This is a genomic window from Sphaerisporangium siamense (assembly GCF_014205275.1).
GTDB classification, from domain to species: Bacteria; Actinomycetota; Actinomycetes; order Streptosporangiales; family Streptosporangiaceae; genus Sphaerisporangium; species Sphaerisporangium siamense.
In genome coordinates this window covers 7,889,861-7,914,320 of record NZ_JACHND010000001.1, presented here as the reverse complement: position 1 = coordinate 7,914,320, position 24,460 = coordinate 7,889,861, and the positions used below count along the sequence as shown (strand labels likewise).

Annotated in this window: 26 protein-coding genes; 17 read left to right on the top strand and 9 right to left on the bottom strand. The window is 70.7% G+C overall.

Annotated features, from left to right (window positions below):
* Positions 1-52: 52 nt before the first annotated feature.
* The 16 genes from prmC (at position 53) to BJ982_RS35725 (ending at position 14,847) form a co-directional block, all read left to right on the top strand.
* Positions 53-907, top strand: coding sequence for a peptide chain release factor N(5)-glutamine methyltransferase (prmC, locus tag BJ982_RS35800; RefSeq protein WP_184887529.1), 855 nt, complete (start codon positions 53-55; stop codon positions 905-907).
* Positions 908-997: 90 nt separating this feature from the next.
* Positions 998-1,801 carry an L-threonylcarbamoyladenylate synthase gene (locus tag BJ982_RS35795; RefSeq protein WP_184887527.1) on the top strand — a complete coding sequence of 268 codons (804 nt, stop codon included), beginning with the start codon at positions 998-1,000 and terminating at the stop codon, positions 1,799-1,801.
* Between the two features lie 160 nt (positions 1,802-1,961).
* On the top strand, positions 1,962-3,524 hold the full coding sequence (locus BJ982_RS35790) for a hypothetical protein (protein WP_184887525.1): 1,563 nt from the start codon (positions 1,962-1,964) through the stop codon (positions 3,522-3,524).
* Positions 3,525-3,539: 15 nt separating this feature from the next.
* Positions 3,540-3,920 carry a hypothetical protein gene (locus BJ982_RS35785; protein ID WP_184607805.1) on the top strand — a complete coding sequence of 127 codons (381 nt, stop codon included), beginning with the start codon at positions 3,540-3,542 and terminating at the stop codon, positions 3,918-3,920.
* A 103-nt stretch (positions 3,921-4,023) separates the two neighbouring features.
* Positions 4,024-5,340, top strand: coding sequence for a serine hydroxymethyltransferase (gene glyA, locus BJ982_RS35780; RefSeq protein ID WP_184887523.1), 1,317 nt, complete (start codon positions 4,024-4,026; stop codon positions 5,338-5,340).
* 60 nt (positions 5,341-5,400) lie between these two features.
* Positions 5,401-6,621, top strand: coding sequence for a glycosyltransferase family 4 protein (locus BJ982_RS35775; protein ID WP_184887521.1), 1,221 nt, complete (start codon positions 5,401-5,403; stop codon positions 6,619-6,621).
* 138 nt (positions 6,622-6,759) lie between these two features.
* A complete protein-coding gene (locus tag BJ982_RS35770) occupies positions 6,760-7,191 on the top strand; it encodes a Cg1360 family ATP-synthase-associated protein (RefSeq protein ID WP_184887519.1) in 432 nt (143 codons plus the stop codon).
* Between the two features lie 283 nt (positions 7,192-7,474).
* A complete protein-coding gene (gene atpB / locus BJ982_RS35765; protein WP_184887517.1) occupies positions 7,475-8,266 on the top strand; it encodes a F0F1 ATP synthase subunit A in 792 nt (263 codons plus the stop codon).
* Between the two features lie 64 nt (positions 8,267-8,330).
* The gene (gene atpE, locus BJ982_RS35760; protein ID WP_184887515.1) at positions 8,331-8,558 is read left to right on the top strand and encodes an ATP synthase F0 subunit C; all 228 of its coding nucleotides are present in this window, start codon (positions 8,331-8,333) and stop codon (positions 8,556-8,558) included.
* 30 nt (positions 8,559-8,588) lie between these two features.
* Positions 8,589-9,128, top strand: a complete 540-nt coding sequence (locus BJ982_RS35755) for a F0F1 ATP synthase subunit B (RefSeq protein ID WP_307784617.1) — start codon at positions 8,589-8,591, stop codon at positions 9,126-9,128.
* Positions 9,128-9,937, top strand: coding sequence for a F0F1 ATP synthase subunit delta (locus BJ982_RS35750; protein WP_184887512.1), 810 nt, complete (start codon positions 9,128-9,130; stop codon positions 9,935-9,937). The genes BJ982_RS35755 and BJ982_RS35750 overlap by 1 nt, the downstream gene beginning before the upstream one ends.
* Before the next feature lie 40 nt (positions 9,938-9,977).
* Entirely contained in the window at positions 9,978-11,630 is a 1,653-nt protein-coding gene (gene atpA / locus BJ982_RS35745) for a F0F1 ATP synthase subunit alpha (RefSeq protein WP_184887510.1), read from the top strand.
* Between the two features lie 3 nt (positions 11,631-11,633).
* On the top strand, positions 11,634-12,536 hold the full coding sequence (locus BJ982_RS35740; RefSeq protein ID WP_184887507.1) for a F0F1 ATP synthase subunit gamma: 903 nt from the start codon (positions 11,634-11,636) through the stop codon (positions 12,534-12,536).
* Positions 12,537-12,545: 9 nt separating this feature from the next.
* Positions 12,546-13,973, top strand: a complete 1,428-nt coding sequence (gene atpD / locus BJ982_RS35735; RefSeq protein ID WP_184887505.1) for a F0F1 ATP synthase subunit beta — start codon at positions 12,546-12,548, stop codon at positions 13,971-13,973.
* A 52-nt stretch (positions 13,974-14,025) separates the two neighbouring features.
* Positions 14,026-14,427, top strand: a complete 402-nt coding sequence (locus BJ982_RS35730) for a F0F1 ATP synthase subunit epsilon (RefSeq protein WP_184887502.1) — start codon at positions 14,026-14,028, stop codon at positions 14,425-14,427.
* Positions 14,428-14,460: 33 nt separating this feature from the next.
* The gene (locus tag BJ982_RS35725) at positions 14,461-14,847 is read left to right on the top strand and encodes a DUF2550 domain-containing protein (RefSeq protein WP_184607793.1); all 387 of its coding nucleotides are present in this window, start codon (positions 14,461-14,463) and stop codon (positions 14,845-14,847) included.
* On the opposite strand, the gene BJ982_RS35720 is transcribed toward BJ982_RS35725, so the two are convergent.
* Positions 14,844-15,434 (bottom strand): cob(I)yrinic acid a,c-diamide adenosyltransferase, encoded by a 591-nt coding sequence (locus tag BJ982_RS35720; RefSeq protein ID WP_184887500.1) that lies wholly within the window; start codon positions 15,432-15,434, stop codon positions 14,844-14,846. The two genes, BJ982_RS35725 and BJ982_RS35720, sit on opposite strands and share 4 nt — an antisense overlap.
* Before the next feature lie 160 nt (positions 15,435-15,594).
* Between BJ982_RS35720 and BJ982_RS35715 the strand changes: the two genes are divergently transcribed.
* Positions 15,595-15,912 carry an STAS domain-containing protein gene (locus BJ982_RS35715; protein ID WP_184887498.1) on the top strand — a complete coding sequence of 106 codons (318 nt, stop codon included), beginning with the start codon at positions 15,595-15,597 and terminating at the stop codon, positions 15,910-15,912.
* Positions 15,913-15,937: 25 nt separating this feature from the next.
* Here BJ982_RS35715 and BJ982_RS35710 read toward each other — a convergent pair whose 3' ends face one another.
* The 8 genes from BJ982_RS35710 to nucS all read right to left on the bottom strand — a co-directional run bounded on the left by BJ982_RS35710 (position 15,938) and on the right by nucS (position 24,374).
* Positions 15,938-16,474: a TetR/AcrR family transcriptional regulator gene (locus BJ982_RS35710; protein WP_239122727.1), complete on the bottom strand. Its 537-nt coding sequence runs from the start codon at positions 16,472-16,474 to the stop codon at positions 15,938-15,940.
* A gap of 147 nt (positions 16,475-16,621) precedes the next feature.
* Positions 16,622-18,109, bottom strand: coding sequence for an aldehyde dehydrogenase family protein (locus BJ982_RS35705; RefSeq protein ID WP_184887496.1), 1,488 nt, complete (start codon positions 18,107-18,109; stop codon positions 16,622-16,624).
* A 141-nt stretch (positions 18,110-18,250) separates the two neighbouring features.
* Positions 18,251-18,868, bottom strand: a complete 618-nt coding sequence (locus BJ982_RS35700) for a response regulator (RefSeq protein ID WP_184887494.1) — start codon at positions 18,866-18,868, stop codon at positions 18,251-18,253.
* Positions 18,865-20,148 (bottom strand): sensor histidine kinase, encoded by a 1,284-nt coding sequence (locus tag BJ982_RS35695; RefSeq protein ID WP_184887492.1) that lies wholly within the window; start codon positions 20,146-20,148, stop codon positions 18,865-18,867. Before BJ982_RS35695 ends, BJ982_RS35700 begins: the two co-directional genes overlap by 4 nt.
* Positions 20,106-20,957 carry an ABC transporter permease gene (locus BJ982_RS35690; RefSeq protein ID WP_184887490.1) on the bottom strand — a complete coding sequence of 284 codons (852 nt, stop codon included), beginning with the start codon at positions 20,955-20,957 and terminating at the stop codon, positions 20,106-20,108. Before BJ982_RS35690 ends, BJ982_RS35695 begins: the two co-directional genes overlap by 43 nt.
* A 57-nt stretch (positions 20,958-21,014) precedes the next feature.
* Positions 21,015-21,869: an ABC transporter ATP-binding protein gene (locus BJ982_RS35685; protein ID WP_184887488.1), complete on the bottom strand. Its 855-nt coding sequence runs from the start codon at positions 21,867-21,869 to the stop codon at positions 21,015-21,017.
* A 93-nt stretch (positions 21,870-21,962) separates the two neighbouring features.
* A complete protein-coding gene (locus BJ982_RS35680) occupies positions 21,963-23,318 on the bottom strand; it encodes a glycosyltransferase family 4 protein (RefSeq protein WP_239122728.1) in 1,356 nt (451 codons plus the stop codon).
* Positions 23,319-23,714: 396 nt separating this feature from the next.
* Positions 23,715-24,374: an endonuclease NucS gene (gene nucS / locus BJ982_RS35675; RefSeq protein ID WP_184887486.1), complete on the bottom strand. Its 660-nt coding sequence runs from the start codon at positions 24,372-24,374 to the stop codon at positions 23,715-23,717.
* Positions 24,375-24,460 lie beyond the last annotated feature (86 nt).

Genomic DNA, 24,460 nt, shown 5'->3' with positions numbered 1-24,460 from the left:
GACCCGCCGCCCGCCCAGAACGAGACAGATCACGAAAATCGCGAAAACTGCCATGACCTTGCTGATGGACGAGATAGCGCTCGCCACCGCCCGGCTGGCCGAGGCGGGGGTTCCCTCACCGCGGACCGACGCCGAGGAGATCGCGGCGTTCGTCCACGGCGTCCGGCGTGGCCAGCTCCACACCGTGCCCGACGCGGAGTTCGACGCCCTGTTCTGGGAGGGCATCGCCCGGCGCGAGGCCCGCGAGCCGCTCCAGCACATCACCGGCCGCGCCTACTTCCGGTACCTGTCCCTGGACGTCGGCCCCGGCGTCTTCGTCCCGAGACCCGAGACCGAGGTCGTCGCGGGCTGGGCGATCGACCGCCTGCGCGAGATGGACGTCGCCTCGCCCGTCGTCGTCGACCTCGGCACCGGCTCCGGGGCCATCGCGCTGTCGATCGCCCAGGAGGTCGCGCTCGCCCAGGTCCACGCGGTCGAGGTCGATCCGGTCGCCTACGGCTGGGCCAAGCGCAACATCGTCGAGCACGGCCAGGGCCGGGTGTCCCTCCACCCCGAGGACCTGTCCGACTGCCTGCCGGAGCTCGACGGCCGCGTGGACCTGGTGATCTCCAACCCGCCGTACATCCCGCCCGGCGCCATCCCCCGCGACCCCGAGGTGCGCGACTACGACCCCTCCCGCGCCCTGTACGGCTCGGGTGAGGACGGCCTGGACGAGGTGCGCGCCGTGGAGCGGACGGCACGGCGGCTGCTGCGTCCCGGCGGGCTGGTCGCGGTCGAGCACGCCGACCAGCAGGGCTCGTCGGTGTACCTGGAGTTCTCCGAGGAACGCGGGTGGCGCGACACCCGCGACCACACCGATCTCGCCGGGCGCGACCGCTTCGTCACCGCCCGTTTCGGCCAGGAATGAGGCCACGATGACGGGAACGCCGACGGGGACGCGGTCCGTGCGCGACGCCCCTGGCGGGACGGCCCGTCCGACATGGGAGGATGACGAGTCGTGATCCGACGTTATGACCTTTCCAACAGCGAGGAGCGCGCGGCCGGTCTCGCCGACGCCGCGGCCGCGATCCGCGCGGGCGAGCTGGTCGTGCTCCCGACCGACACGGTCTACGGCCTCGGCGCCGACGCCTTCACGCACTACTCCGTGGGGAAACTGCTGGAGACCAAGGGGCGCGGCAGGGACATGCCCGTCCCGGTCCTGGTCGGCACCGTGCGCGCCGCCACCGCCCTGATCGAGGACCTCGGCGTCTACGGGCAGGACCTCATCGACGCCTTCTGGCCCGGCCCGCTCACCCTGATCTGCAAGGCCGGCCGGTCCCTGACCTGGGACCTCGGCGAGACGAAGGGCACCGTCGCGGTCCGCATGCCGCTGCACGCCGTCGCGCTCGAACTGCTGAAAGAGACCGGCCCCATGGCGGTCAGCAGCGCCAACATCTCCGGCGCCCCGCCCGCCAGGACCGCGGCCGAGGCCGAGGCCATGCTCGGGGAGGCGGTCGGCGTCTACCTGGAGGCCGGGCCTCTCACGGAGAACGTCCCGTCCACGATCCTCGACCTCACCACCCCGGTGCCCCGCGTGCTGCGCAAGGGCGCGATCCCGGTCGACAAGCTGCGGGCGATCGTCGGATACATCGCCACCGACGCCGACCCGGAGCCCGAGCCCGAGACGGCCCCGGTGGAGGAGAAGGCCCCGGTGGACGAGAAGGCTCCGGCCGACGAGAAGGCCGAGAAGCGGGACAAGGACGAGAGCTCCGAGAAGCCGGAGACGGCCGGGCGCGCTCAGAAGGCGGACGGCGAGGCCTGAGCCGGGGCGCCCGCGAGGGCGCCGCGTCCCGCCGTGCGCCCTGTCACACCGGGGTGACCGTGAATCATGCCGTGTGGCTATCGCCGGGCCGCGCGGGCGGGCGCCGACGTTACCGTGAAGCGCGTCCGCGCTCTTGAGTGACGGGCCGTGACGAGGGAGCATGGCTGCGGCAGGGCGCGGCCCTTCCCTGTCGAGCGGGCCGGCGGAGCGCGACCACGAGCAAGGGGAGACGCCCATGGGCAAGCTGGACGGCATGGACCCCAAGCTGGTCCGCGAGCTCCTGGCCGAGGTCGGGCGCGCGGGGCATCAGATGCGGACGGTCGAGTCGCGCATCGCCCGGCTCACCGGCGCGGCGGGCCTTTCCGTTCCCGCGACGCACCGGCCGGCCCAGGTGGCCGACGCCGGGGACACCCTGGTCAAGGACGTCACCGCCCGCCTGGTCCTTCTGGAGAAGAAAGAGAAGCAGAAGGAGCCGGACGCCGGGCCGAAGACCATGAAGCAGAAGGCGCCCGAGAAGCAGGACGCCCACAAGGACGACAAGGCCGACAAGGACCACACGTCCAAGAAGGACAAGGGCGACAAGGGCGATAAGAGCGACAAGAACGGCGCTCCCACCTCGGACTCCCAGAACAAGGACAAGCCCGAGAAGCACGACAAGCCCGAGAAGCAGCCCCCGCCGCCGACGTCGGACAAGACCGACAAGAACGACGCTCCCCAGGACCACAAGCCGGAGAAGCACGACGGGCCCGACAAGCCCGACTCCAAAGACAAGCAGGTAGACCACCCCGCCCCGAAGGGGGACAAGGACGACGCGCCCAAGGGTGACAAGGGCGATCCCCCGAAGAAGGAGAACACGCACAAGGTCGAGCCGCCCCAGGCGGACAAGCAGGACGCCCCCAAGCACGACACCCCGAAACACGAGGCCCCCAACCACGAGGCGCCCCAGCACGACGCGCCCAAGCATGAGGCCCCGAAGCATGACTCGGCGCCCAAGGCGGACCCTGAGCCCAAGGGTGACTCGGCGCCCAAGGGTGACTCCGCTCCCAAAGCGGATCCCGAGCCCAAGGGTGATCCGGCGCCCAAGCAGGATGACTCGCCCAAGGGCGGCAGACCGCAGTACGTGGAGCCGTACGCGGGCGCGCCGCAGGGCGGGGGAGACGGCGGGCTCGACACCCCGGCGCCGGACAACTCCAATGACATCGACACCACGAGCGAGCGCACGCGCGTGATCGACGTGGACGGCGTCCGCGTGGTCGAGGTGACCATGGACCCGCCGAGCCAGGAGCATCTGGACTGGCTGTCGCGGAACATGGACAAGATCCCGCCCATGGAGCAGCCGGTCGTCGTCCCGCCCGACGACGCGCAGCCCGGCCACCCGCGAGCCGACGGCCCGATGGGATCCATCCGGCCCGATGATCCGTCGGGATCGGCGAAGCCCTCGGCGCCGTTGCCGCCCGACGGGGGCGCCGCCGCAGCCGCCGCGTCCGGCGGGGCCGCCGCCGACCAGGCTCCAGCGGCCCCTGAGAGCGCCGTAGGTCCCTCGTCACAGATCCACTCGGGCGTCCATCTGGCCACGGATCATCCGCCCCGCCCCGGCGATCTCAGCGCCCCCGGCGAGCACCCGGCCGGCCCGTACGGCGACGACGCGTCCGAGGGCCCGCCGCCGCCTCCGGGGTATGGTCCGGGTCCGGACGGGTACCGGTCCTCGTCGTCCGGTTCGTAAGGAGGGCTGTCCGACATGTACGCAGATCCGCCCGCGCCCAAGCCCCTCCAGCCGGGGGAGACGCCGCCCGCGTCCACCTCCGACCCGCTCGGCCTGGACGGGCAGGCGACGAGCTGGCGCTTCAACCCCGAGTACCAGAAGCTCGTGGACCTGTGGCAGCAGGCCCTTCCGCTGCTGGAGGGGCTCACCGGCTCGCTGGACAAGGCGTACCAGATGGCGCGCAGCCGCGACGTCTGGGACGCCCCCGTCGCCGAGCGGTATGTCCAGGACATGGGGGAGTGGCGCACCCGCCTCGGCATGTACCGCCAGGCCGTCCTGACCGCGATCAGCGACCAGGCCGCGGACACCCCCCGCTGGGTGCCGGTCGCCTCGTCGGCCCCGCACGCCTACAACTGACCCGCTGCCCGCGGCGGCGCGCCGCGACATACCGGGACATACAGTGGGGAGATCGGTGGTCCTCGCGCGCTTCCCGCGCGAGGAAGGGAACGGTGATCGAGCCATGGCGGCGAAAGGACCCGGCCACGAACCGCGCCGGCCCGGCGGCGCGCCCGAGTGCGACGGCGACGCCTTCTACGGCGCCGACTTCGCGGAGCTGTGCCGCGAGGATCCCGAGGTCGCGCGCGTCCTGCTGGACGAGGTCGAGCGGCTCAGGGACGGCCTCCAGCTCATCGCCAGCGAGAACTTCACCTCCCCCGCGGTGATGGCGGCGCTCGGCTCCACGCTGACCAACAAGTACGCCGAGGGCTATCCGGGCAGGCGCTACTACGGCGGCTGCGAGGTCGTGGACCGGGCGGAGCGGCTGGCCATCGACCGGGCCACGGCGCTGTTCGGCGCCGACCACGCCAACGTGCAGCCCCATTCGGGCGCGTCCGCGAACCTCGCCGCGTACGCCGCGCTGCTGCGGCCGGGCGACACCATGCTGGCCATGGCGCTGTCCCACGGCGGCCACCTGACGCACGGCTCGAAGGTCAACTTCTCGGGCCGCTGGTTCGACGTGGTGGCGTACGGCGTGCGGCGCGACACCGAGACCATCGACTACGACGAGGTGCGCGACCTGGCGCTGCGCCACCGGCCCAAGCTGATCGTCTGCGGGGCGACCGCCTACCCCCGGCTGATCGACTTCGCGGTGTTCCGCGGCATCGCCGACGAGGTGGGCGCGTGGCTGCTCGCGGACGTCGCGCACACGATCGGCCTGGTGGCGGGCGGCGCGGTGCCCTCGCCGGTCCCGCACGCCGACGTCGTGACGTTCACCACGCACAAGGCGCTGCGGGGGCCGCGGGGCGGGGCGATCCTGTGCACCGAGGAGCTGGCCTCACGTGTCGACCGCGCGGTGTTCCCGTTCACGCAGGGCGGGCCGCTGATGCACGCGATCGCGGCCAAGGCGGTGGCGTTCGGCGAGGCCGCCCGGCCGGAGTTCCGCGCGTACGCCGGGCGGGTGGTGGCGAACGCCCGGGAGCTGGCGGAGGCGCTCGCGGCGGAGGGGATGCGCCCGGTCTCGGGCGGCACCGACACCCATCTGGCGCTCGTCGACCTGCGTCCGCTGGGGGTGTCGGGGGCCGATGCGGAACGGGCCTGCGCCCGTGCGAAGATCACTCTCAACCGCAACGCGATCCCCTACGATCCGCGGCCTCCGGCGGTGACGTCGGGCATCCGGCTCGGCACGCCGTGCGTGACCACGCAGGGCATGGGGGTGACGGAGATGAAGGAGATCGCGTCGATGGTGGCGCACGCGGTGGGCGATCCAGGTGCGATAACGTCGGTGGCCGAGCGGGTGACGCGGCTCACACGGTGTCATCCGGCATATCCACGGGGTTAATGTGCGGTTCTGTACAGTTTTCCGGTCCCAGGCGACCGGACAATCCGGGAAACTAGGTACGTGCGCGAATACACACTCATAGCGCTGGTGGCGGCGGCGGTCACTTACCTGCTGGTCCCCCTGGTCAGGGTGTTCGCGCTCCGCATCGGCGCCGCGCCGGAGATCCGCGAGCGCGACGTGCACACCGTCCGCACCCCGCGCCTCGGCGGCCTGGCGATGTACGCCGGCATGCTGGCCGGGCTGTTCGTCGCGAGCCGCCTCGACCATATCGGGGCCACTCTCGCCGACCCCACGGTGGGTGAGGGCCAGACCGTCATCGCGCTGGCGCTCGCGGGCGGCGTCATCGTGCTCACCGGCTTCCTGGACGACTGGTGGGGCATGGACGCCCTGGTCAAGCTGGGCGGGCAGATCGCCGCCGCCGGTCTGCTCGTGGCGTTCAAGCTGACGCTGCTGTGGGTGCCGCTGCCGAACGGCAACACCGTGAGCCTCGACAGCACGCTGCAGACCGTCATCACGATCCTCGTCGTGGTGGTCGCCATCAACGCCGTCAACTTCGTGGACGGCCTGGACGGCCTGGCCGCGGGCATCGTCGGCATCGCCGCGATGGCGACGTTCGTGTGGACGATCGCGCTGACCGACAGCCTGGAGCAGGGGCGGCTGAGCGTCACGGCGGCGATCACGGCGATCCTGATCGGCATGTGCCTGGGCTTCCTGCCGCACAACTTCCACCCGTCCAAGATCTTCATGGGGGACACCGGGGCCATGCTCATCGGCCTCGTGCTCGCCACCTCCGTCGTCACGGTGACCGGCACCGTCGACTACCGGGGAGCCTCCGAGGACATCAACCGGTTCCCCGTCGTGCTGCCGATCCTGCTGCCGCTCGCGGTGATGGTGCTCCCGCTGGCCGACCTGGTCATGGCGGTGATCCGGCGCACCTCGCACGGCAAGTCGCCGCTCGCGCCCGACCGCGGCCACCTGCACCACCGCCTGCTGCAGATCGGGCACTCCCACCGCCGCACCGTGCTGATCATGTACGCGTGGTCGTTCCTGTTCGCCGCCACGGTCGTCGGCTTCTCGGTGGGCGGCGTGCCGCTGATCGTCTTCCCGCTCGTCGTGCTGTTCGCCATAATCGTGCTGCTGCTCATGGGGCTGCCGCGGTGGCGCTCGGGGCGCGGCAAGGGAGGGGCGCACTCCTCGCGGCGCGGCCCCGGCCCGGGCTCGGGCCCGGCGGACCCGCCGGTCGCCGAGGGCACCTCGCGCGCCACCGCCGCGACCGGCTGAAACATCCGTTCACCTCCCCGAAAGCCCAGGTAAAGGCGCTCCTTCATGAGCTTGTGATACCTTTCACTAGCAAGGGCGGGTAAGACCCGCCTCGCGAGGTAGCAATCGCTCGCTTGACAACTGTTCTTTGGAGCACCGATGCAGGCCAACGACCTCCAGATTCTCCGGGCGGCCGCGATGCCGGCGGCGCTGGCCGGGCTGATAGCCGTCGTCGCCGCGGCGGTCGCCGAGGGCGCCAAGGGAGCGCTCGGCGCGGGCATCGGCGTGCTGGTCGTGGCGGCCTTCTTCACCATCAGCCTCATCGCGGTGACCTACGCGGCGCGCGTCTCGCCCACCATGATGATGGCCGCGGCCCTCGGCACCTTCCTGACGAAGATCCTGCTGCTGGCCGTGACGCTGGAGTACTTCGCGGACGCCACCGTGTGGCACCCGGGGGCCTTCACCCTCACCGTCATCGCGTGCACGATCTGCTGGACCATCGGCGAGGCGCGCGGCTTCCTCAAACTCAAGATCCTCTATGTCGACCCCACTGTGAAGGTCCCGGGCGTGGTCGAGGAGAAGCGGACGTGACGCGTCGCGTTCTGACCTCAGCGAACTTGCCCTACACTCGCCTTGGCAGACGGGGCGGGACCGGTCATCGCCGAGCGCCTGAGGCCACGGCCTCGCGAGGCTGGCTCGATATGACTAGTCACGGCCACGCCTGCTATTGTCGCGTGCGCGGCAGGGGAACGTTCGCCTGTGCCATCGAGTCCTGGCCTCCTCGCCCTCTTCACACTTCTTCTCCGGCGGGCCTCTCCTACCCGCGGCCACCGGAGGGCCTCTTGACCGATCATCACGACGAAGGGAACGACGAGTGAGCGCCACGCTGACGCCTCTCGCCTCCGATGAGTTCCAAGCTCCGGGGTTGGGCCTTTTCGACTGGCCGCCGATCGTCGAAGGTCAGGCATGGTTCAACAAGCCCGCGCTCTACGCGCTGATCGCCGTGCTCGTGGTCGTGGTCTTCTCCTTCTTCGCCTTCTCGCGGCCGAAGCTGGTGCCGCGCGGCGTGCAGAACGTCGGTGAGCTCGCCTACGAGTTCGTCCGCGACCAGATCGCCAGGCCGAACCTCGGCAAGGACAGCGACCGGTGGATGCCGCTGCTGTTCACGCTGTTCCTGTTCGTGTGGATCATGAACCTGTTCGGCTCGGTCATCTTCATCCAGTTCCCGGTCATGTCGCGCATCGGTTATCCGGCGATCCTGTCCCTCGGTATCTGGCTGCTGGTGATGTACCTGGGCATCAAGCACCAGGGTCCCATCGGCTTCTTCAAGAACGTGATGTTCCCCCCGGGCCTCCCCGGATGGATCTACTTCCTGGTCGCCCCGATCGAGCTGGTCTCGACGTTCTTCCTGCGCCACATCACCCACGCCGTGCGGCTCTTCGCCACCATGATGGCCGGGCACCTGATCGTGGCCCTGTTCTCCGAGGTCGGCTGGCACTTCCTGTTCGTCAAGCTGACGCCGCTCGGCGCCCCGCTCGGCGTGCTCGGAGTTCTCATGACGATCCTGCTCACCGCCTTCGAGCTCTTCATCCAGGCGCTGCAGGCCTACGTCTTCGCGCTGCTGGCGGCGATGTACATCAACGACGCGCTCCACGCCGCGCACTGAGAGATTCCACAGTCCGTCCTAACCCCGGTGGACGTTCCACTGGTCGATAGAAAAGGAAACACGCATGTCTGTCCTCGCTGAAGTGACCGGCAACCTCGGCTCCATCGGCTACGGCCTCGCCGCGATCGGCCCCGGCATCGGCATCGGCATCATCTTCGGTCAGGGCGTGCAGGCCATCGCCCGCCAGCCGGAGGCCTACGGTCTGATCCGCCAGAACATGATCCTGGGCTTCGTGTTCGCCGAGGCGCTCGCCCTCATCGGTATCGCGCTCGCGTTCGCCTTCCGGGCCTGACGCGACCCTCCCTGGCGGAAGGTGGCAATTGTGTATCTGCTAGCGGCAGAGGAAGCACCCAACCCTCTCCTGCCCGACCTGGCGGAGATGGCGATCGGCGGGTTCGCGTTCCTGCTGGTCCTGTTCTTCGTCGGCCGGCTCTTGGTGCCCCGGCTCCAGAAGACCCTGGAGATGCGGGCCGACGCCATCGAAGGCGGACTGAAGCGGGCCGAGGAGGCCCAGGCCGCGGCCCAGCGCACGCTGGAGGAGTACCGCGCCAAGCTGGACGAGGCCCGGCACGACGCGGCCCGGCTGCGGGAAGAGGCCCGCGAGCAGGCCGCGCAGATCAAGGCCGACCTGCGTGTGGAGGCCCAGGCCGAGGCCCGGCGCCTGATCGAGACCGCGCACGCGCAGATCGAGGCCGACCGCCGGCAGGCGTTCGCCCAGCTGCAGGCCGAGCTCGGCCGCCTGGCCACCGAGCTGGCCGGCCGCATCGTCGGCGAGTCCCTTGAGGACGAGGCGCGCCAGAGCCGGGTCGTGGACCGCTTCCTCACGGAGCTGGAGTCCGCGGACGGGGCGGCGGTGCGCTGATGAGAGGCCTGAGCCGTAGCTCGCTCGCCGAGGTCGAGGAGCGCTTCAACGCGGTCGCCGGCACGGCCGACCTCGGCCGCGTGGCCGAGGACCTGCTGGCGGTCTCCGTGCTGCTCGACCGCGAGCACGGGCTCCGCCGCAACCTCGCCGACCCCGCCCGCCCCGCGGCGCGGAAGGACGAGGTCGTGCGGTCCCTGCTGGGCGGCAGGATCAGCGACGCCGCCCTGGAGACGGTCGTGGCGGCCGTCTCCGTCAAGTGGTCGAAGTCCGTCGACCTCGCCGACGCGCTGGAGCGGCTCAGCGTCATCGCCTCGGTCGCCGAGGCCGAGTCCCAGGGCAGGCTCGACGATGTGGAGGACGAGCTCTTCCGCTTCGGCCGCATCGTCGAGGCCAACCCCGAGCTGCGCCACGCGCTGGCCGACCCGGCGGTGCCGGCCGAGGCCAAGCGCGGCCTGCTGGCCGACCTGCTCGGCGACAAGGTGGCCCCGTCCACGTTGCGGCTGGTCACGCAGCTTGCGCTCTACCCCAGAGGACGTAGCTTGGAACGGGGGCTGGATGCGTACATCCAGCTCGTGGCGGAGCAGCGACAGCAATTTGTCGCCGTGGTGCGCAGCGCGGTTCCGCTGACCGACGCGCAGCGGCAGCGCCTCGCCGCCTGGTTGCGCACCACGTACGGTCGCGACGTCCACCTGAACGTCGAGGTGGACCCAAAGGTGATCGGTGGATTCTCCGTCCGTCTGGGCGATGAGTTGATCGACACCACGATCGCAGGACGTATTGAAGAAGTCCGCCGCCGGTTGGCCGGCTAGCAGAGTCAGGGCGGCCGATGATTAGGGAGACTGAAGAGAGATGGCGGAGCTGACGATCCGGCCGGACGAGATCCGGAACGCGCTTGAGCGCTTCGTCCAGGCGTACGAGCCGGAAGGGGCAGCCCGAGAGGAGATCGGGACCGTCGTCGATGCCGGCGACGGCATCGCCCACATCTCCGGCCTTCCCTCGGCGATGGCGAACGAGCTGCTTGAGTTCGAGGACGGCACGCGTGGCCTGGCACTGAACCTGGACGTCCGGGAGATCGGTGCCGTTATCCTGGGCGACTTCAGCGGCATCGAAGAGGGCCAGTCGGTCCGCCGGACGGGTGAGGTCCTGTCCGCGCCGGTCGGCGACGCCTTCCTCGGCCGCGTCGTCGACGCGCTGGGCAACCCGCTGGACGGCAAGGGCCCGATCGAGGCCGAGACCCGCCGTCCGCTGGAGCTGCAGGCCCCCTCGGTGGTCCAGCGCCAGCCGGTGAAGGAGCCCCTGCAGACCGGCATCAAGGCGATCGACGCCATGACGCCGATCGGCCGCGGCCAGCGCCAGCTCATCATCGGCGACCGCGGCACCGGCAAGACCGCGATCGCCGTGGACACGATCCTCAACCAGCGCGAGAACTGGGCCAGCGGCGACCCCACCAAGCAGGTCCGCTGCGTCTACGTCGCGATCGGCCAGAAGGGCTCCACGATCGCGCAGGTGCGCGCCCGCCTCGAAGAGGCCGGCGCCCTGGAGTACACCACCATCGTCGCCGCCCCCGCCTCCGACGCGGCCGGCTTCAAGTACATCGCCCCCTACACCGGCTCGGCCATCGGCCAGCACTGGATGTACCAGGGCAAGCACGTGCTCATCGTCTTCGACGACCTCAGCAAGCAGGCCGACGCCTACCGCGCCGTGTCCCTGCTGCTGCGCCGCCCGCCGGGCCGCGAGGCGTTCCCGGGCGACGTGTTCTACTTGCACTCCCGTCTGCTGGAGCGCTGCGCCAAGCTGTCGAACGACATGGGCGCCGGCTCGATGACCGGCCTGCCGATCATCGAGACCAAGGGCAACGACGTGTCGGCGTTCATCCCGACCAACGTCATCTCCATCACCGACGGCCAGTGCTTCCTGGAGACCGACCTGTTCAACGCCGGCGTCCGCCCGGCGATCAACGTCGGTGTCTCGGTCTCCCGGGTCGGCGGCTCGGCGCAGATCAAGGCGATGCGCAAGGTCGCCGGCACGCTGCGCCTGTCGCTGTCGCAGTACCGCGACCTTGAGGCCTTCGCGGCCTTCGCCTCCGACCTGGACGCGGCCTCCCGCGCCCAGCTCGAACGCGGCGCCCGCCTGGTCGAGCTGCTCAAGCAGCCGCAGTACTCGCCGTACCCGGTGGAGCGCGAGGTCGTCTCGGTGTGGGCCGGCACCAGCGGCGAGCTGGACGACGTCCCGCTGGAGGACATCGCCCGCTTCGAGGCCGAGTTCCTCGACTACATCGCGACGAAGTACAAGGGCGTCCTCGACGGCCTCCGCGAGACCGGTGAGATCAACGACGACACCGTCACCACGCTCAAGGAGGCGATCACGGAATTCAAGAAGACGTTCCAGACCTCCTCCGGCGAGCTGCTCGTCAAGGACGAGCCGGTGGCTCCGCTCGAGGCCGACGAGGTCGGCCAGGAGAAGGTCGTCAAGCACGTCCGTCCGACGGCCGAGAAGCAGTAGCCCATGGGTGCCCAGCTAAGACTGCTGCGGCGGCGCATCCGCTCGGTCAAGTCCACGGCCAAGATCACGCGTGCGCAGGAGCTGATCGCCTCCTCGCGCATCGTGAAGGCGCAGCAGCGCATGGAGGCCGCGGTCCCGTACGAGCGCGAGATCACGCGCGCGGTGTCGGCGGTCCTCAGCAACTCCGCCGACATCGACCACCCGCTGACCGTGGCCAAGGAGAAGCCCTCCAGCGCCGGGGTCCTGATCGTCACCAGCGACCGCGGCTTCGCCGGCGGCTTCAACGCCAACATCCTGCGCGAGGCCGAGGCGCTTGCCGGTCACCTCCGGGGACGCGGCCTGCAGGTCAAGCCGTTCGTCGTGGGCCGCAAGGGCATCACCTGGCACCGCTTCCGCGACCGGAGCATGAGCGGGGAGTGGTCGGGCTTCTCCGACAGCCCGCTCTACGCCCACGCCAAGGAGATCGCCGACGCCCTGGTCGCCTCGTTCGAGGACCAGAACGGCATCGACGAGATCCACATCGTGTACACCGAGTTCGTCTCGATGCTCACGCAGCAGGTCCAGGTGAAGCGCGTCCTCCCGCTGGAGGTCGAGGAGACCACCGAGGAACCTGCCGGTGGGCCGCTGCCGTACTACGAGTTCGAGCCGACGGCGGGCGAGGTGCTGAACCAGCTCCTGCCGCGCTACATCGAGTCGCGCATCTTCAACGCGCTGCTCCAGTCGGCCGCTTCCGAGCACGCCGCGCGTCGCCGCGCGATGAAGTCGGCGACCGACAACGCCAATGAGCTCATCCGCGTGTTCACCCAGCGGATGAACCAGGCGCGCCAGGCCGAGATCACCCAGGAAATCAGCGAGATCGTCGGTGGCGCGAACGCGCTGGCCGACGCCTCCGCGGGGAAAGAGTGAGAAACCACAATGACCGCTGAGACCGTCGCGACCGCCGTAGGTCGCGTGGCGCGCGTCACGGGCCCCGTCGTCGACGTGGAGTTCCCCGTGGAGGCGATGCCGGATATCTACAACGCCCTCACCACCGAGGTCACCATCGCGGGCGAGGCCAAGACGCTGACGCTGGAGGTCGCCCAGCACCTCGGCGACAACCTGGTCCGCGCCATCTCGATGCAGCCCACCGACGGCCTCGTGCGCGGGGTCGCCGTCAACGACACCGGCGGCCCCATCTCGGTGCCGGTCGGCGAGGTCGTCAAGGGCCACGTGTGGAACGCCCTGGGCGAGCCGCTGGACACCGACAAGGCGTCGCTGCAGGTGAGCGAGCGGTGGGGTATCCACCGCCCGTCCCCGCCGTTCGACCAGCTGGAGTCCCGCACCGAGATGCTGCCCACCGGCATCAAGGTCATCGACCTGCTCACCCCGTACGTCAAGGGTGGCAAGATCGGCCTGTTCGGCGGCGCGGGCGTCGGCAAGACCGTCCTCATCCAGGAGATGATCCGCCGGGTCGCGCTGAAGTTCTCCGGCACGTCGGTGTTCGCCGGCGTCGGCGAGCGCACCCGTGAGGGCAACGACCTCTGGCTGGAGATGGAGGAGGCCGACGTCCTCAAGGACACCGCGCTGGTGTTCGGCCAGATGGACGAGCCTCCGGGCACCCGTCTGCGGGTCGCGCTGTCCGCGCTGACCATGGCCGAGTACTTCCGCGACGTCGAGAAGCAGGACGTTCTGCTCTTCATCGACAACATCTTCCGGTTCACCCAGGCCGGTTCCGAGGTGTCCACCCTGCTCGGCCGCATGCCGTCCGCGGTGGGTTACCAGCCGACCCTGGCCGACGAGATGGGCGTTCTGCAGGAGCGCATCACCTCCACCCGCGGTCACTCGATCACCTCGATGCAGGCGATCTACGTGCCCGCGGACGACATCACCGACCCGGCCCCGCACAACGCGTTCGCGCACCTCGACGCGCAGACCGTTCTGTCCCGGCCGATCTCGGAGAAGGGCATCTACCCCGCGGTGGACCCGCTCGACTCCAGCTCCCGCATCCTCGACCCCACGATCGTGGGCGAGGAGCACTACCGGGTCGCCCAGGAGACCAAGCGGATCCTGCAGAAGTACCGCGAGCTCCAGGACATCATCGCGATCCTGGGCATCGACGAGCTCTCCGAAGAGGACAAGGTCGTCGTCCAGCGGGCCCGCCGCATCGAGCGCTTCCTGTCGCACCCGATGTACGCCGCCGAGGCGTTCACCGGCCAGCCGGGTGAGTTCGTCGACGTGGAGGACACGATCCGCTCCTTCAAGGGCCTGTGCGAGGGCGAGTACGACCACCTGCCCGAGCAGGCGTTCTTCATGGTCGGCGGCATCGACCAGGCCATCGCCAAGGCGAAGGAACTGGGCCGCTGACAACGGGATGCCGGCACGGCGCGGCCGTGCCGGCGTCCGAGGAAGGTGTGTGATGGCAAAGCTCCGCATCGGCGTCGTGTCGCCGGAACGTGAGATCTGGTCCGGCGAGGCCGACATGGTGATTGCCAAGACCGTGGAGGGCGAGATCGGTATTATGCCGAACCACGCCCCCGTTCTCGGTGTCCTCGTGGACGGCGGCGTCCTTCGCATCAAGCGCAGCGACGGCGGGGACGTGAACGCGGCCGTTCACGGCGGGTTCATCTCCGTCGCCAACAACGACGTCTCGGTCCTGGCCGAGACGGCCGAGCTCGGCTCCGAGGTGGACGTGGCGGCGGCCCGCGACGCGCTCCAGCGCGCGCTCGCGTCGGTCGGTGCCGACGGCGAGGACACCACGGCGCAGGTCGAGGCCAAGCGCGCCCGGGCTCGTCTGCGTGCGGCCGGCGAAGAGGTTTGATAGACAGACGAAAATGAGCTTTGGGGGGCGACCATGGCGGCGCTGGACATCTTGATAAGCGTTGCGGTGATCGCCGCCCTGCTCGTCCTCCGGGGCGTGCTGCTCGCCCGCTCCCGGGGCAATGTCGTATGCAGCCTCCGAACGGGCAACCGGGCCTGGCGGAGCGGAGTCGCCCGCTACGCGGGCGGGGAGCTCCACTGGATTCCCTTTCTCGGACTGCGACTGAGGCCGCGCCACGCGATCGCGAGGCGCGGCCTCACCGTTTCCACCCGTCGTCCCCTGGCCGGCGGGGACGGCCCGGCCGGCTACTGGACGGTCGACTGCGCCGGCGTCTCCCTCGCCATGAGCGAGGACGCCCTCACCGGCTTCCTCGCCTGGGTCGAATCCGCGCCCCCCAGCGCTCACTTGGATGCCGCCTAGCGGGTGCCGCCGGGCTTCCAGAGGAGTTCGTCGCCGTGGGCGGCGGTGCGGCAGAGGATGAAGAGCAGGTCGCTCAGGCGGTTGAGGTACTTGGCCGTGAGCGGGTTGACGTCCTCGTGGGCCTCCAGGGCCGCCCAGGTCGTGCGTTCGGCGCGGCGGACCACCGTGCGGGCGACGTGCAGCAGGGCGGTGCCGGGCGCGCCGCCGGGGAGGATGAAGCTGCGCAGCGGGCGCAGGTCGGCGTTGAAGCGGTCGCACTGGGCTTCCAGCCGGTCGATGTAGGACTGCTCCACGCGCAGCGGCGGGAACTCCGGGGCCTCTCGCACCGGGGCGCACAGGTCGGCGCCGAGGTCGAACATCTCGTTCTGCACCAGGGTCAGCACCTCGGCGATCTCCGGATCCAGGTCGCCCATCGAGATCGCCACGCCGATCGCCGCGTTGGCCTCCTCCACGTCGGCGTAGGCGGCGAGCCGCGGGTCGGTCTTGCGCGTGCGGCTCATGTCGCCGAGCGTCGTGGTGCCGTCGTCTCCCGCACGCGTGTAGATGGTCGAGAGGACTACGGGCTTGTCGTTGTCAGCGCGCGTCATGCGGCCAGCGTAACCCTCCGGCCCGCGCCCGCCCGAGGGCCGGGGACGGGCCCCGGGGGGCCTCTGCGCGATTCTGAGGCGGGCGGGCAGGCATGGGACGGGTTCTGGTGGGCAGGGGACCGCTGCGGCCCGTGAGGGCCGTCTGACAGGAGGAGGCGGCATGCCGAGCCGGTGCGGTCACAGGTGCCAGGTGGTGGACGTGGGGTCGCGTCTGGACGGGAGCACGGTGGCCACGCTGCGGCCGCGGCTGCACGCGGCGGTCGAGTCGGGTGTGGGCGACATGATCGTCGATCTGTCGGGCCTGGAGATGATCGACTCGGCGGGCCTCGGGGTGCTGGTCGGGACCCACCGCCGGGCGCTGCGCGCCGAGCGCCGCCTGGTCCTTCGCGGAGTGCCGCCGCGGGTCATGCGCGTGCTCGCGATCACCCGTCTGCACCGCGTCCTGAAGGTCGAGCTGTCCCCGGCCGCCGTGGCGTGAGCGCGAGCCGGGAGCGGGGGAGCGCTCAGCCGAAGGAGCTGCGGAAGATGTGGACGGCCGTGTCGATCAGGTCCTCAAGCGGGGGCTTGACGTCGGCGAGCACCCATTCGATGAGCAGTTCCTGGATCGCGCCGACCAGGGCGAGGGAGAGCAGGTGAAGCCGTCCGGGCGGAGCGCCGGGCAGTTCGCCGAGAGTCTCCTCGATCACCTGGGTGAAGCCGGTGACCGCGCGCTGGCGGTGCGGGGTCAGGATGTCCCCGGCCCTTCGCGCCTCCAGATGCATGATCTTCGCGCGGCGCCGGTCCCGGGTGACGAAGGTGATGTAGGTGGCGATGCCCGCCAGGATCCGGCTGTCGGCGTCGGGTGGGGCCTCGCCGATGGCCTTGGCCACCGCCTGCAGCGTCTCCTCGACGCACCGGTCGTAGACCGCGCGCATCAGGTCCTCGCGCCCGGTGAAGCACTCGTAGAACGCCCGATTGGAGATGCGGGCCGCGGCGCACAACCGTTCGATCGTGGTGGCGTTGAATCCCGCTCCGGCGAACAATGTGTACGCCGCGCTCATCAAGCGTTCCTTGCGGTCGGCTAATCGCTGCTCCGCCGTCATCCCGCGGTAGTCACGTCCGGTCGCCAAGTCCCACCTCGCGTCCTGCTGGCCGTAGGAACCCATCATTATGGACGCAAGATCGTTTTTGGGGAAGTATCAGGACAACTAGCTCTTGCGTCGTCCATGCAGAATAGTGACCATTTTCACAAGACGCTGCAGCTCCGCGGGAGTCCGGGAGAACGACGTGATTTTCATCCCCGGCAGAGGGAATCGCTGCCGCGTGATCGCCTTGGCGCGCGTGAACTCGCGCAACCCGTCGGCCCCGTGGATGCGCCCGAACCCCGAGTCGCCGACGCCGCCGAACGGCAGCGCGGGCACGCCCGCGAACGAGATGACCGAATTGATGGCCGTCATGCCGGTGAGCATCGCGCGGGCCAGCTCCATCGCGCGGCGCGGGTCGCCGGAGAAGACGGTGCCGCCCAGGCCGTAGGCCGCGGCGTTGGCCTTCTGCAGGGCCTCCTCGGCGGTCGCCACCCTGGTCACGGTGATGGTGGGCCCGAAGGTCTCCTCGCGGACGGCGCTCGAATCCTCGGGCACCCCGGTCAGCACCACCGGATCGACGTACGGGGGCCGCACGGACCCGGCGCCGCCGACCACGGCCGTGCCGCCCCGGGCGAGGGCGTCGTCGACGTGCCGCCGGATGATCTCGGTCTGGGACGGCATGGTGATCGGCCCGTAGTGCTCGCCGCCGCGCAGCCCCTCGGCCCGCGTGGTGAGCTCGCGCATGAACGCCTCGTACACGGCGTCCACGACGTACACGCGCTCCACGCCCACGCAGGTCTGCCCGGCGTTGGACATCGCGCCCCACAGCGCGGCGTCGGCCGCGGCGGCGACGTCGGCGCCGGCATCGACGATCAGGGCGTCCTTGCCGCCGCACTCGGCGACGATCGGGGTGAGGTTCGCCGCGCAGGCCGCCATGACCCGCTTGGCCGTCGCGGTCGAGCCGGTGAAGGCGATCTTCCCGACGCCGGGGTCGGCGGCGAGCGCGGCGCCGGTCTCGCCGAGGCCGGTCACGACCTGGAGCACCCGGTGTTCGGGGACGCTCTCGGCGAACAGCTCCGCCAGCAGCACGCCCACGCCCGGGGTCAGCTCGCTGGGCTTGAACACCACGGCGTTCCCGGCCGCCAGCGCGTACCCGATCGAGCCCATGGGCGTGAAGAGCGGGTAGTTCCACGGGCCGATCACGCCGACCACGCCGAGCGGCAGGTACTCCAGCGTGGCCGCCATGTTGACCGAGATCAGGCCGGGGGAGACCCGGCGCGGCCCGAGCACCTTGCGCGCGTTGCGCGCCGCCCAGTCGAGGTGGACGATCGCGAGCACCGTCTCCAGCGTCGCGTCGCCGACGGGCTTGCCGGTCTCCTCGTGGATGAGGTTCGCGACGCGGTGCAGCTCGCGGGTGAGGACGGCCTTGAAGTCCAGCAACCGGCGCCTGCGCTCGGCGTGGCCGAGCCGCGCCCACCACCGCGCCGCCTCGCCCGCGTCGCGCACGGCCGCGCGCACGGCGGCGGCGTCGTGGATCGGATGGGAGCCGACGACCGTGCCGGTGGCGGGGTTCAGGGAGTCGAAGGTCCGATGCTCGGTGGCCGTTGACATGCTGGTTCCTCTCGGCGCTCGCCGCGGCGGCCGGTGCGGGAGCCGGGCTCCGGGACCTCGATCGTCCACCTCCGCGGGATCTGCCGCAACCCTAGCTCCGTACGGACGGTGACGAGCACGATGACGAGCACGGCCGTGCGATCACAGCAGGCCGCGGGCCAGCGCGGTGGTGACGGCCGCGGTGCGGTCGGAGACGCCGAGCTTGCCGAAGACGCGCAGCAGGTGGGTCTTCACCGTCGCCTCGCTGATGAACAGGCTCCTGCCGATCTCGGCGTTGGTCAGCCCCCGCGCGACCAGCGCCAGCACCTCGGTCTCGCGCCGGGACAGCGACTCGGCCGCGGGCGCGCGCATCCGCGTGACCAGCCGCGTGGCGACCGACGGCGACAGCACGGTCTCGCCGCGCGCGGCGGCGAACACGGCGGCGACGAGGTCGGCGCGCGCGGTGTCCTTCAGCAGATAGCCCGCCGCGCCGGCCTCGACGGCGCGCACGATGTCCTGGTCGGTCTCGTAGGTGGTGAGGACGATCACGCGGCTGCGCGGCCGGTCGGCGAGGATGCGCTCGATGGCCGCGACGCCGTCGCCCCCGGGCATGCGCAGGTCCATCAGGATCACGTCGGGGTCCAGCTCGCGCGCCATCGCCACGGACTCCTCGCCGGACCCGGCCTCCCCGGCCACGCCGATGCCGGGGTCGGCCTCCAGCATGCCGCGCAGGCCCTCACGGACGACGGGGTGGTCGTCGACGATCAGCACGCGTATCACGCGGGGGACTCCTCCTCCGGTTCCTGGGGGTTCTCCGGCTCGTGGGGAAGCCGGACGGTCAGCTCGGCGCCCTCCCCGGGCGCCGTCCGTACGCGCAGCGTGCCTCCGGCCTGCTCCACGCGGGACCGCATGGCCCGCAGGCCGTACCCGCGTCCCTCGGTGGCGTCCGCCAGGTGCGCGGGCGCGGCGTCCAGGGCGGCGCCGTCGAAGCCGGTCCCGTCGTCGCGGACGCGCAGGACGACCTCGCGCTCACCGTACTGCAGCGTCACCTGGGCCGAGGAGGCCGCCGCGTGCTTGCGCACGTTGGCCAGCGCCTCCTGGGCGGCGCGGATGAGGACGACCTCCAGGCCGGGCGCGATCGGGCGCGAGGCCCCCTCGGCGGTGAACGTGACCGGCGCCCCGAGCTCCTCGCCGAGCCGCGCGGCGATCCTGCCGAGCGCCTCCTCCAGCGTGGAGCCGTCCAGCGGGCCCGGGGTGAGCGCGGCGATCAGCCCCCGGGCCTCCTCCAGGTTCTCCCGCGCGGTGCGCACGGCGAGCGCCAGGTGGCGCGAGGGGTCGGCCTGCGCCTCGGCGGCCTGGATCAGCATGATGATGCTGGTGAACCCCTGGGCCAGCGTGTCGTGGATCTCCCCGGCCAGCCGCTGCCGCTCGGCCAGGGCGCCCCGCTCCCGCGAGAGCCGCTCCACCTCCGCCCGGCTGGCCCGCAGCTCCTCGATCAGCTCGGCCCGTTCGGCGCTCTGGTCGATGATCCGTAGGACCCACGGGCCGAACACCAGCGAGAACGTGATCGCGATCGCGCTGGTGGTGACGAACCCGGCCAGCTCATGCCGGGTCACGCCGGGCTGGAGGAGGAAGCGGATCGCGGGGCACAGGTTCAGGCCCACCACCGCCACCAGCGCCCACCCCGAGCGCAGCAGCATGAACATCTGCGGGCAGAGCCCGAACAGCGCGAACGAGGAGGAGGGGACGATGACGGTGGCGGGGACGAAGGTGGCGAAGGCGATGCCGAGATAGAGCAGGCCCTCGCGCGTGGCGCTCCGGTCGGCGCGGATCGCCCGCCGCCCGAACAGCAGGTAGGCGATCGCGCAGGCCATGAGCAGCAGCACCGCCGCCGCCTTGGACGAGGTGGGCCCGCCGTCCCACACCACGAACGTCACCGTCACCGACAATGCGACCAGGAACAGGAACTCCCAGCCGGGCAGCACGACCCAGGCGTCCCCGCGCGCCATGCGCGGCGTCAGCCGTCGCGGCGGCCCTTCCAGCGGAACGTCGTCAGGCACAGCACCAGACCTCCGATGACCCACGCGCCCAGGACGAGCGCGACACGGTCCAGTTCATAGGACTTCGCCGGCTCCAGGGACGCCCCCGCGTCTCCCAGGAACACCGAACGGAAACCCTGGCACATCCACTTGAGCGGGAGGAACGAGGCCACCTTGATCAGCCAGTCGGGAAGCTGGTTGAACGGGATGAACACCCCGGAGATGAACTGCAGCACCACGAACGGCAGGCTGATCACCGCGGTCGCGCTCTTGGCCGACCTCGGCAGGGTGCTGACCGCGATGCCGAGCAGTGAGGAGGCCGTGACGCCGAGCAGGAACACCCAGGCGAAGGTCACCCAGTTCCCGGCCGCGGTCGGGAGCTCCAGGTCGTACAGCGCCACGCCGACGGCCAGCAGGATCGCGACCTCCAGCAGCGACAGCAGCAGGACGTTGAGGATCTTGCCGAGGAAGTAGGCGGCCCGCGGCATCGGAGTGCCGGCGAGGCGCTTGAGCGTGCCGTCCTCCCGGTCGACCGCGATGCCCACGCCGAGGGACTGGAAGCTGGTGCTCATGACGCCCGCGCCGATCAGCCCGGCGGCGTAGAGCTGGGAGACGGTGATCTGGCTGTTGACGTGCCCCTGGAAGATGGAACCGAAGATCACGAGCAGGATGATCGGGAAGGCGAAGGTGAAGATCACCGCGTCCTTCTCGCGGAAGAACATCCTGGTCTCGGCGGCGGCCCTGGACCACCCGGTCGCGAGGACCGAGGGCAGCGGGTGGGGCGTCCGCGCGGTGGCCGTGGCCGCGGGGGGCGCGACGGTGTCGCTCATGGAAACCTCTGACGGTGGGAAGGGGCGGGTTCGGGGGAGGACGGGCCGGCGGGCGCGTCAGGCGCCGTCGTGGGCGGAGCCGATGAGCCCCAGGTAGACGTCCTCCAGGGAGGGGCGCGTCACGGTCAGCTCGGGCACCTCGCCGTCGAAGCGGGCGGTGAGCTCCATGACCGTCGCGGTCGGGGTGGCGGTCTCGACGCGCCGGCGCTCGCCGTCCTCCAGCCAGGTCACCTTGGCCCTGGCCGTCGCGCGCCCGCCGAGCGTGGCGGGCTCGCCCTCGGCCACGATGCGGCCCGCGGCGATGACGGCGACCCGGTCGGCGAGCGCCTCGGCCTCGTCGAGGTAGTGCGTCGTGAGGACGATGGTCGTGCCCTCGTCGGCCAGGCCCTGGATCAGCTCCCAGAACCGCCGGCGCGCCTCGGGGTCGAAGCCGGTGGTCGGCTCGTCCAGGAACAGCAGCTCGGGGTCGCCGATCACGCCGAGCGCGACGTCGACCCGCCGCCGCTGGCCGCCGGAGAGCCGCCGCAGCCGCGTCCCCGCCTTCTCGGCCAGCCCGACGTGCGCGATCACCTCGTCGGGGTCCCTCGGGGCGGGGTAGAGGGAGGCGAAGTGGCGCACGGTCTCGCGGACCGTCAGCTCGGCCACGTCGTTCGCCGTCTGCAGGACGATGCCGATCCTGCTGCGCCAGAGCCGGGTGGGGCGCCCGGGGTCGGTGCCGAGCACGCTGACCTCCCCGGCGTCGCGCCGCCGGTACCCCTCCAGGATTTCCACGGTCGTCGACTTGCCCGCGCCGTTGGGCCCGAGGATCGCGAACACCTCGCCCACGCCGATCTGCAGATCGATGCCGTCCACCGCGCGGACGTCCCCGTACCGCTTGGTAAGGCCGCGTACGCTCACCGCTGTCCGATTCATGCGGCAATCATCGCGGCGACAGGCTCTTTTCCGGCACCACCGGCAGGTCGAACCGGGTGTCCACCGTTCGGTGGACACCCGCGGAACGGGGCCTCAGGAGGAGCGGGGCGCGGTTCCGGCGAGCTCGTCCAGCACGGCGGTCCAGCGCGGGCCGATCACGTCCATATGGTAGTTCGCGGCGGTCTGCAGCGCGTTGGCCCCGAGCTGCCGCCGCAGGGTCTCGTCCTCGATCAGGCGGCAGATGCCGTCGCCCAGCGCCACGGCCTTCTTGGAGCGGATGAGCAGCCCGTCGTGCCCGTCGGTGATGATCTCCTTGGGGCCGTGCGGGCAGTTGAAGCTGGCCACCGGCACGCCCTTGCTCATGGCCTCCAGGATGGTCATCCCGAATCCCTCGTAGCGGGAGCTGACGGCGTAGATCGACGACTTGGACAGCTCGACGCCGATGTCGGGGGTGCTGCCCATCAGGAAGACCTTGTCCGACAGCCCCGCCTCGTCGATGCGGGCACGCAGCCGCTCCTCGCGCTCGGGGGTCCCGGCGCCGTAGATGCGCAGCACCCAGTCCGGGTGCGACTCGGCGACCGTCTTCCAGGCGTTGACCAGGCGGTCGAAGCCCTTCACCCACACGATGCGGCCGATGGCGACGACGACCTTCTCCGACAGCGTGGAGACGTCCCCGGCCAGGTCGGGGATCGCGTTGGGGATGCGGAGGAGCCGTCCGGGCGGGTTCGCCTTCAGCGCCTTGGCGTACGCCTTCCTGTCGGCCTCGGTGAGGGTGGCGAAGGCGTCGAGCCTGCCGTAGCGCCGCTTGATCAGGGCCTGGATCTCCGGGCCGTGCGACTCGTGGGTGACGTGCTCCTGGCCGACGGTGATGACCTCCGGCGGGGCGAACAGGCTCATGACCAGGTTGAACGAGGGCCGAGTCCCGATCAGCACGCCGCCGCGCAGCGACCGCAGGAAGCGGACGAGCCGCAGGTCGGTGAGCAGGTTCATGGTGTGGTACGCCTTCTCCTCCTTCGGCACCAGCCGGGTCGGCCGGCGGGCGAGGAACTCGGCGAACCGGCCGCGCGGGACCGTCCTGTCGTCGAGGAACCGCACCCGCACGCCCGGCGGCCAGGGGAAGAACGGGTCCTCGTTGGTGCGCACCAGGCTGACGATCTCGACGTCGCGGTCCTTGGCGAGGTGGCCGGCCAGGTTGAGCACCGTCCTGATCGTCCCGCCCATGCCGTAGGCGTGCAGCAGCAGGATGCGCACCGTGCCCGCGTCGCGGGACGGCGTCTTGCGCGCGCGCCTGCGGTTGATCAGTTCCAGCAGCCCCACCGCCGCCTGCGCCGGGGTCCGGCGCGCCTTCCTGATCACCCTCCTGATCACGCTGAGCGCCCCCTGTGTCATGAAGTCGTCGATGCCGCGGAAGTCCGGCGAGCGTTCCCCGTGCCAACTCCCCTTGTTCATGATCTAGACGCCACTAAGTGCCTAAAAAGTTGCGATTTTTTCAGAAAAATTCACTACGTACTTGGATCGTTACTCTTTAGAACGAATATTGCGGTGTATCGCCCCTAATGTCGGGCAGATGGTGCGATGAGACCATGGCCGGTCAAGATCGCTGCGCGCGTCGGCAGAGCGGCGAATCGCCGGGGGGAAACGGCGTGCCCGATCATCGGCCGCGTTATGCCGTCATCGATCTGAACGATATTCGGGTACGCCGGATTGCGCGTTATCCGCGTGTTCGCAGGAGAACGTCCGGTGATGGACGACACAGAGCGCGACCCCGCGCGGAAGCCGGGCCCGGTCTGCGGGCCCGTGGTCAGAAGTCCGAGGGGCGGAGGTTGAGAGCCCGAGGGCCGGAGGTCAGAAGAGGGTGTCGGTGCGCTCGATGCCGCGCAGGGCGTCGTAGTCGAGCGTGACGCAGCCGATGCCGCGGTCGGCGGCCAGCACGCGGGCCTGGGGCCTGATCTCCTGCGCGGCGAAGACGCCCTTGACCGGGGCGATCAGCGGGTCGCGGTTGAGCAGTTCGAGGTAGCGCGTGAGCTGCTCGACCCCGTCGATCTCGCCGCGCCTCTTGATCTCGACGGCGACCGTGCCGCCGTGGTCGTCACGGCACAGGATGTCCACCGGGCCGATCGCGGTCGGGTACTCCCTGCGGATGAGGGTCCACCCCTCGCCCAGGGTCTCGATGTGCTCGGCCAGCAACTCCTGCAGATGGGCCTCGACGCCGTCCTTGCGCAGGCCCGGGTCGACGCCCAGCTCGTGGCTGGAGTCGTGCAGGATCTCCTCGATGGTGACGATGAGCTGCTCGCCGGTCTTGCCGTGCGTGACCGTCCAGCCGCCGTCCTCCTCGCGCAGCCTGCACGGGGGGTTCATCCAGTTGAGCGGCTTGAACGCACGGTCGTCGGAGTGAATGGACACCGAGCCGTCCGCCTTGATCAGGATCAGCCGGGGCGCCATAGGAAGGTGCGCCGTCAGCCGACCCACGTAATCCACGCTGCACCGCGCGATGACCAGCCGCATGACCGCCAACCCTACCGCCCGTGCGGGGGTCGCCGGGCGCCGTCGGGCGGACCTCCGCCCCGACGGGTGGGGCGTTTTGAGATGGC

What these genes read in the sequence shown, in the direction of transcription:
- BJ982_RS35705 (WP_184887496.1), bottom strand. Translation starts at nt 18,109, where the DNA reads ATGTCAACGGCCACCGAGCATCGGACCTTCGACTCCCTGAACCCCGCC.
- BJ982_RS35725 (WP_184607793.1), top strand. Translation starts at nt 14,461, where the DNA reads ATGGCGGCGCTGGACATCTTGATAAGCGTTGCGGTGATCGCCGCCCTG.
- BJ982_RS35715 (WP_184887498.1), top strand. Translation starts at nt 15,595, where the DNA reads ATGCCGAGCCGGTGCGGTCACAGGTGCCAGGTGGTGGACGTGGGGTCG.
- BJ982_RS35710 (WP_239122727.1), bottom strand. Translation starts at nt 16,474, where the DNA reads ATGAGCGCGGCGTACACATTGTTCGCCGGAGCGGGATTCAACGCCACC.
- BJ982_RS35730 (WP_184887502.1), top strand. Translation starts at nt 14,026, where the DNA reads ATGGCAAAGCTCCGCATCGGCGTCGTGTCGCCGGAACGTGAGATCTGG.
- BJ982_RS35790 (WP_184887525.1), top strand. Translation starts at nt 1,962, where the DNA reads ATGGCTGCGGCAGGGCGCGGCCCTTCCCTGTCGAGCGGGCCGGCGGAG.
- glyA (WP_184887523.1), top strand. Translation starts at nt 4,024, where the DNA reads ATGGCGGCGAAAGGACCCGGCCACGAACCGCGCCGGCCCGGCGGCGCG.
- BJ982_RS35785 (WP_184607805.1), top strand. Translation starts at nt 3,540, where the DNA reads ATGTACGCAGATCCGCCCGCGCCCAAGCCCCTCCAGCCGGGGGAGACG.
- BJ982_RS35750 (WP_184887512.1), top strand. Translation starts at nt 9,128, where the DNA reads ATGAGAGGCCTGAGCCGTAGCTCGCTCGCCGAGGTCGAGGAGCGCTTC.
- BJ982_RS35770 (WP_184887519.1), top strand. Translation starts at nt 6,760, where the DNA reads ATGCAGGCCAACGACCTCCAGATTCTCCGGGCGGCCGCGATGCCGGCG.
- atpA (WP_184887510.1), top strand. Translation starts at nt 9,978, where the DNA reads ATGGCGGAGCTGACGATCCGGCCGGACGAGATCCGGAACGCGCTTGAG.
- BJ982_RS35690 (WP_184887490.1), bottom strand. Translation starts at nt 20,957, where the DNA reads ATGAGCGACACCGTCGCGCCCCCCGCGGCCACGGCCACCGCGCGGACG.
- prmC (WP_184887529.1), top strand. Translation starts at nt 53, where the DNA reads ATGACCTTGCTGATGGACGAGATAGCGCTCGCCACCGCCCGGCTGGCC.
- BJ982_RS35680 (WP_239122728.1), bottom strand. Translation starts at nt 23,318, where the DNA reads ATGAACAAGGGGAGTTGGCACGGGGAACGCTCGCCGGACTTCCGCGGC.
- BJ982_RS35740 (WP_184887507.1), top strand. Translation starts at nt 11,634, where the DNA reads ATGGGTGCCCAGCTAAGACTGCTGCGGCGGCGCATCCGCTCGGTCAAG.
- BJ982_RS35720 (WP_184887500.1), bottom strand. Translation starts at nt 15,434, where the DNA reads ATGACGCGCGCTGACAACGACAAGCCCGTAGTCCTCTCGACCATCTAC.
- BJ982_RS35685 (WP_184887488.1), bottom strand. Translation starts at nt 21,869, where the DNA reads ATGAATCGGACAGCGGTGAGCGTACGCGGCCTTACCAAGCGGTACGGG.
- atpD (WP_184887505.1), top strand. Translation starts at nt 12,546, where the DNA reads ATGACCGCTGAGACCGTCGCGACCGCCGTAGGTCGCGTGGCGCGCGTC.
- nucS (WP_184887486.1), bottom strand. Translation starts at nt 24,374, where the DNA reads ATGCGGCTGGTCATCGCGCGGTGCAGCGTGGATTACGTGGGTCGGCTG.
- atpE (WP_184887515.1), top strand. Translation starts at nt 8,331, where the DNA reads ATGTCTGTCCTCGCTGAAGTGACCGGCAACCTCGGCTCCATCGGCTAC.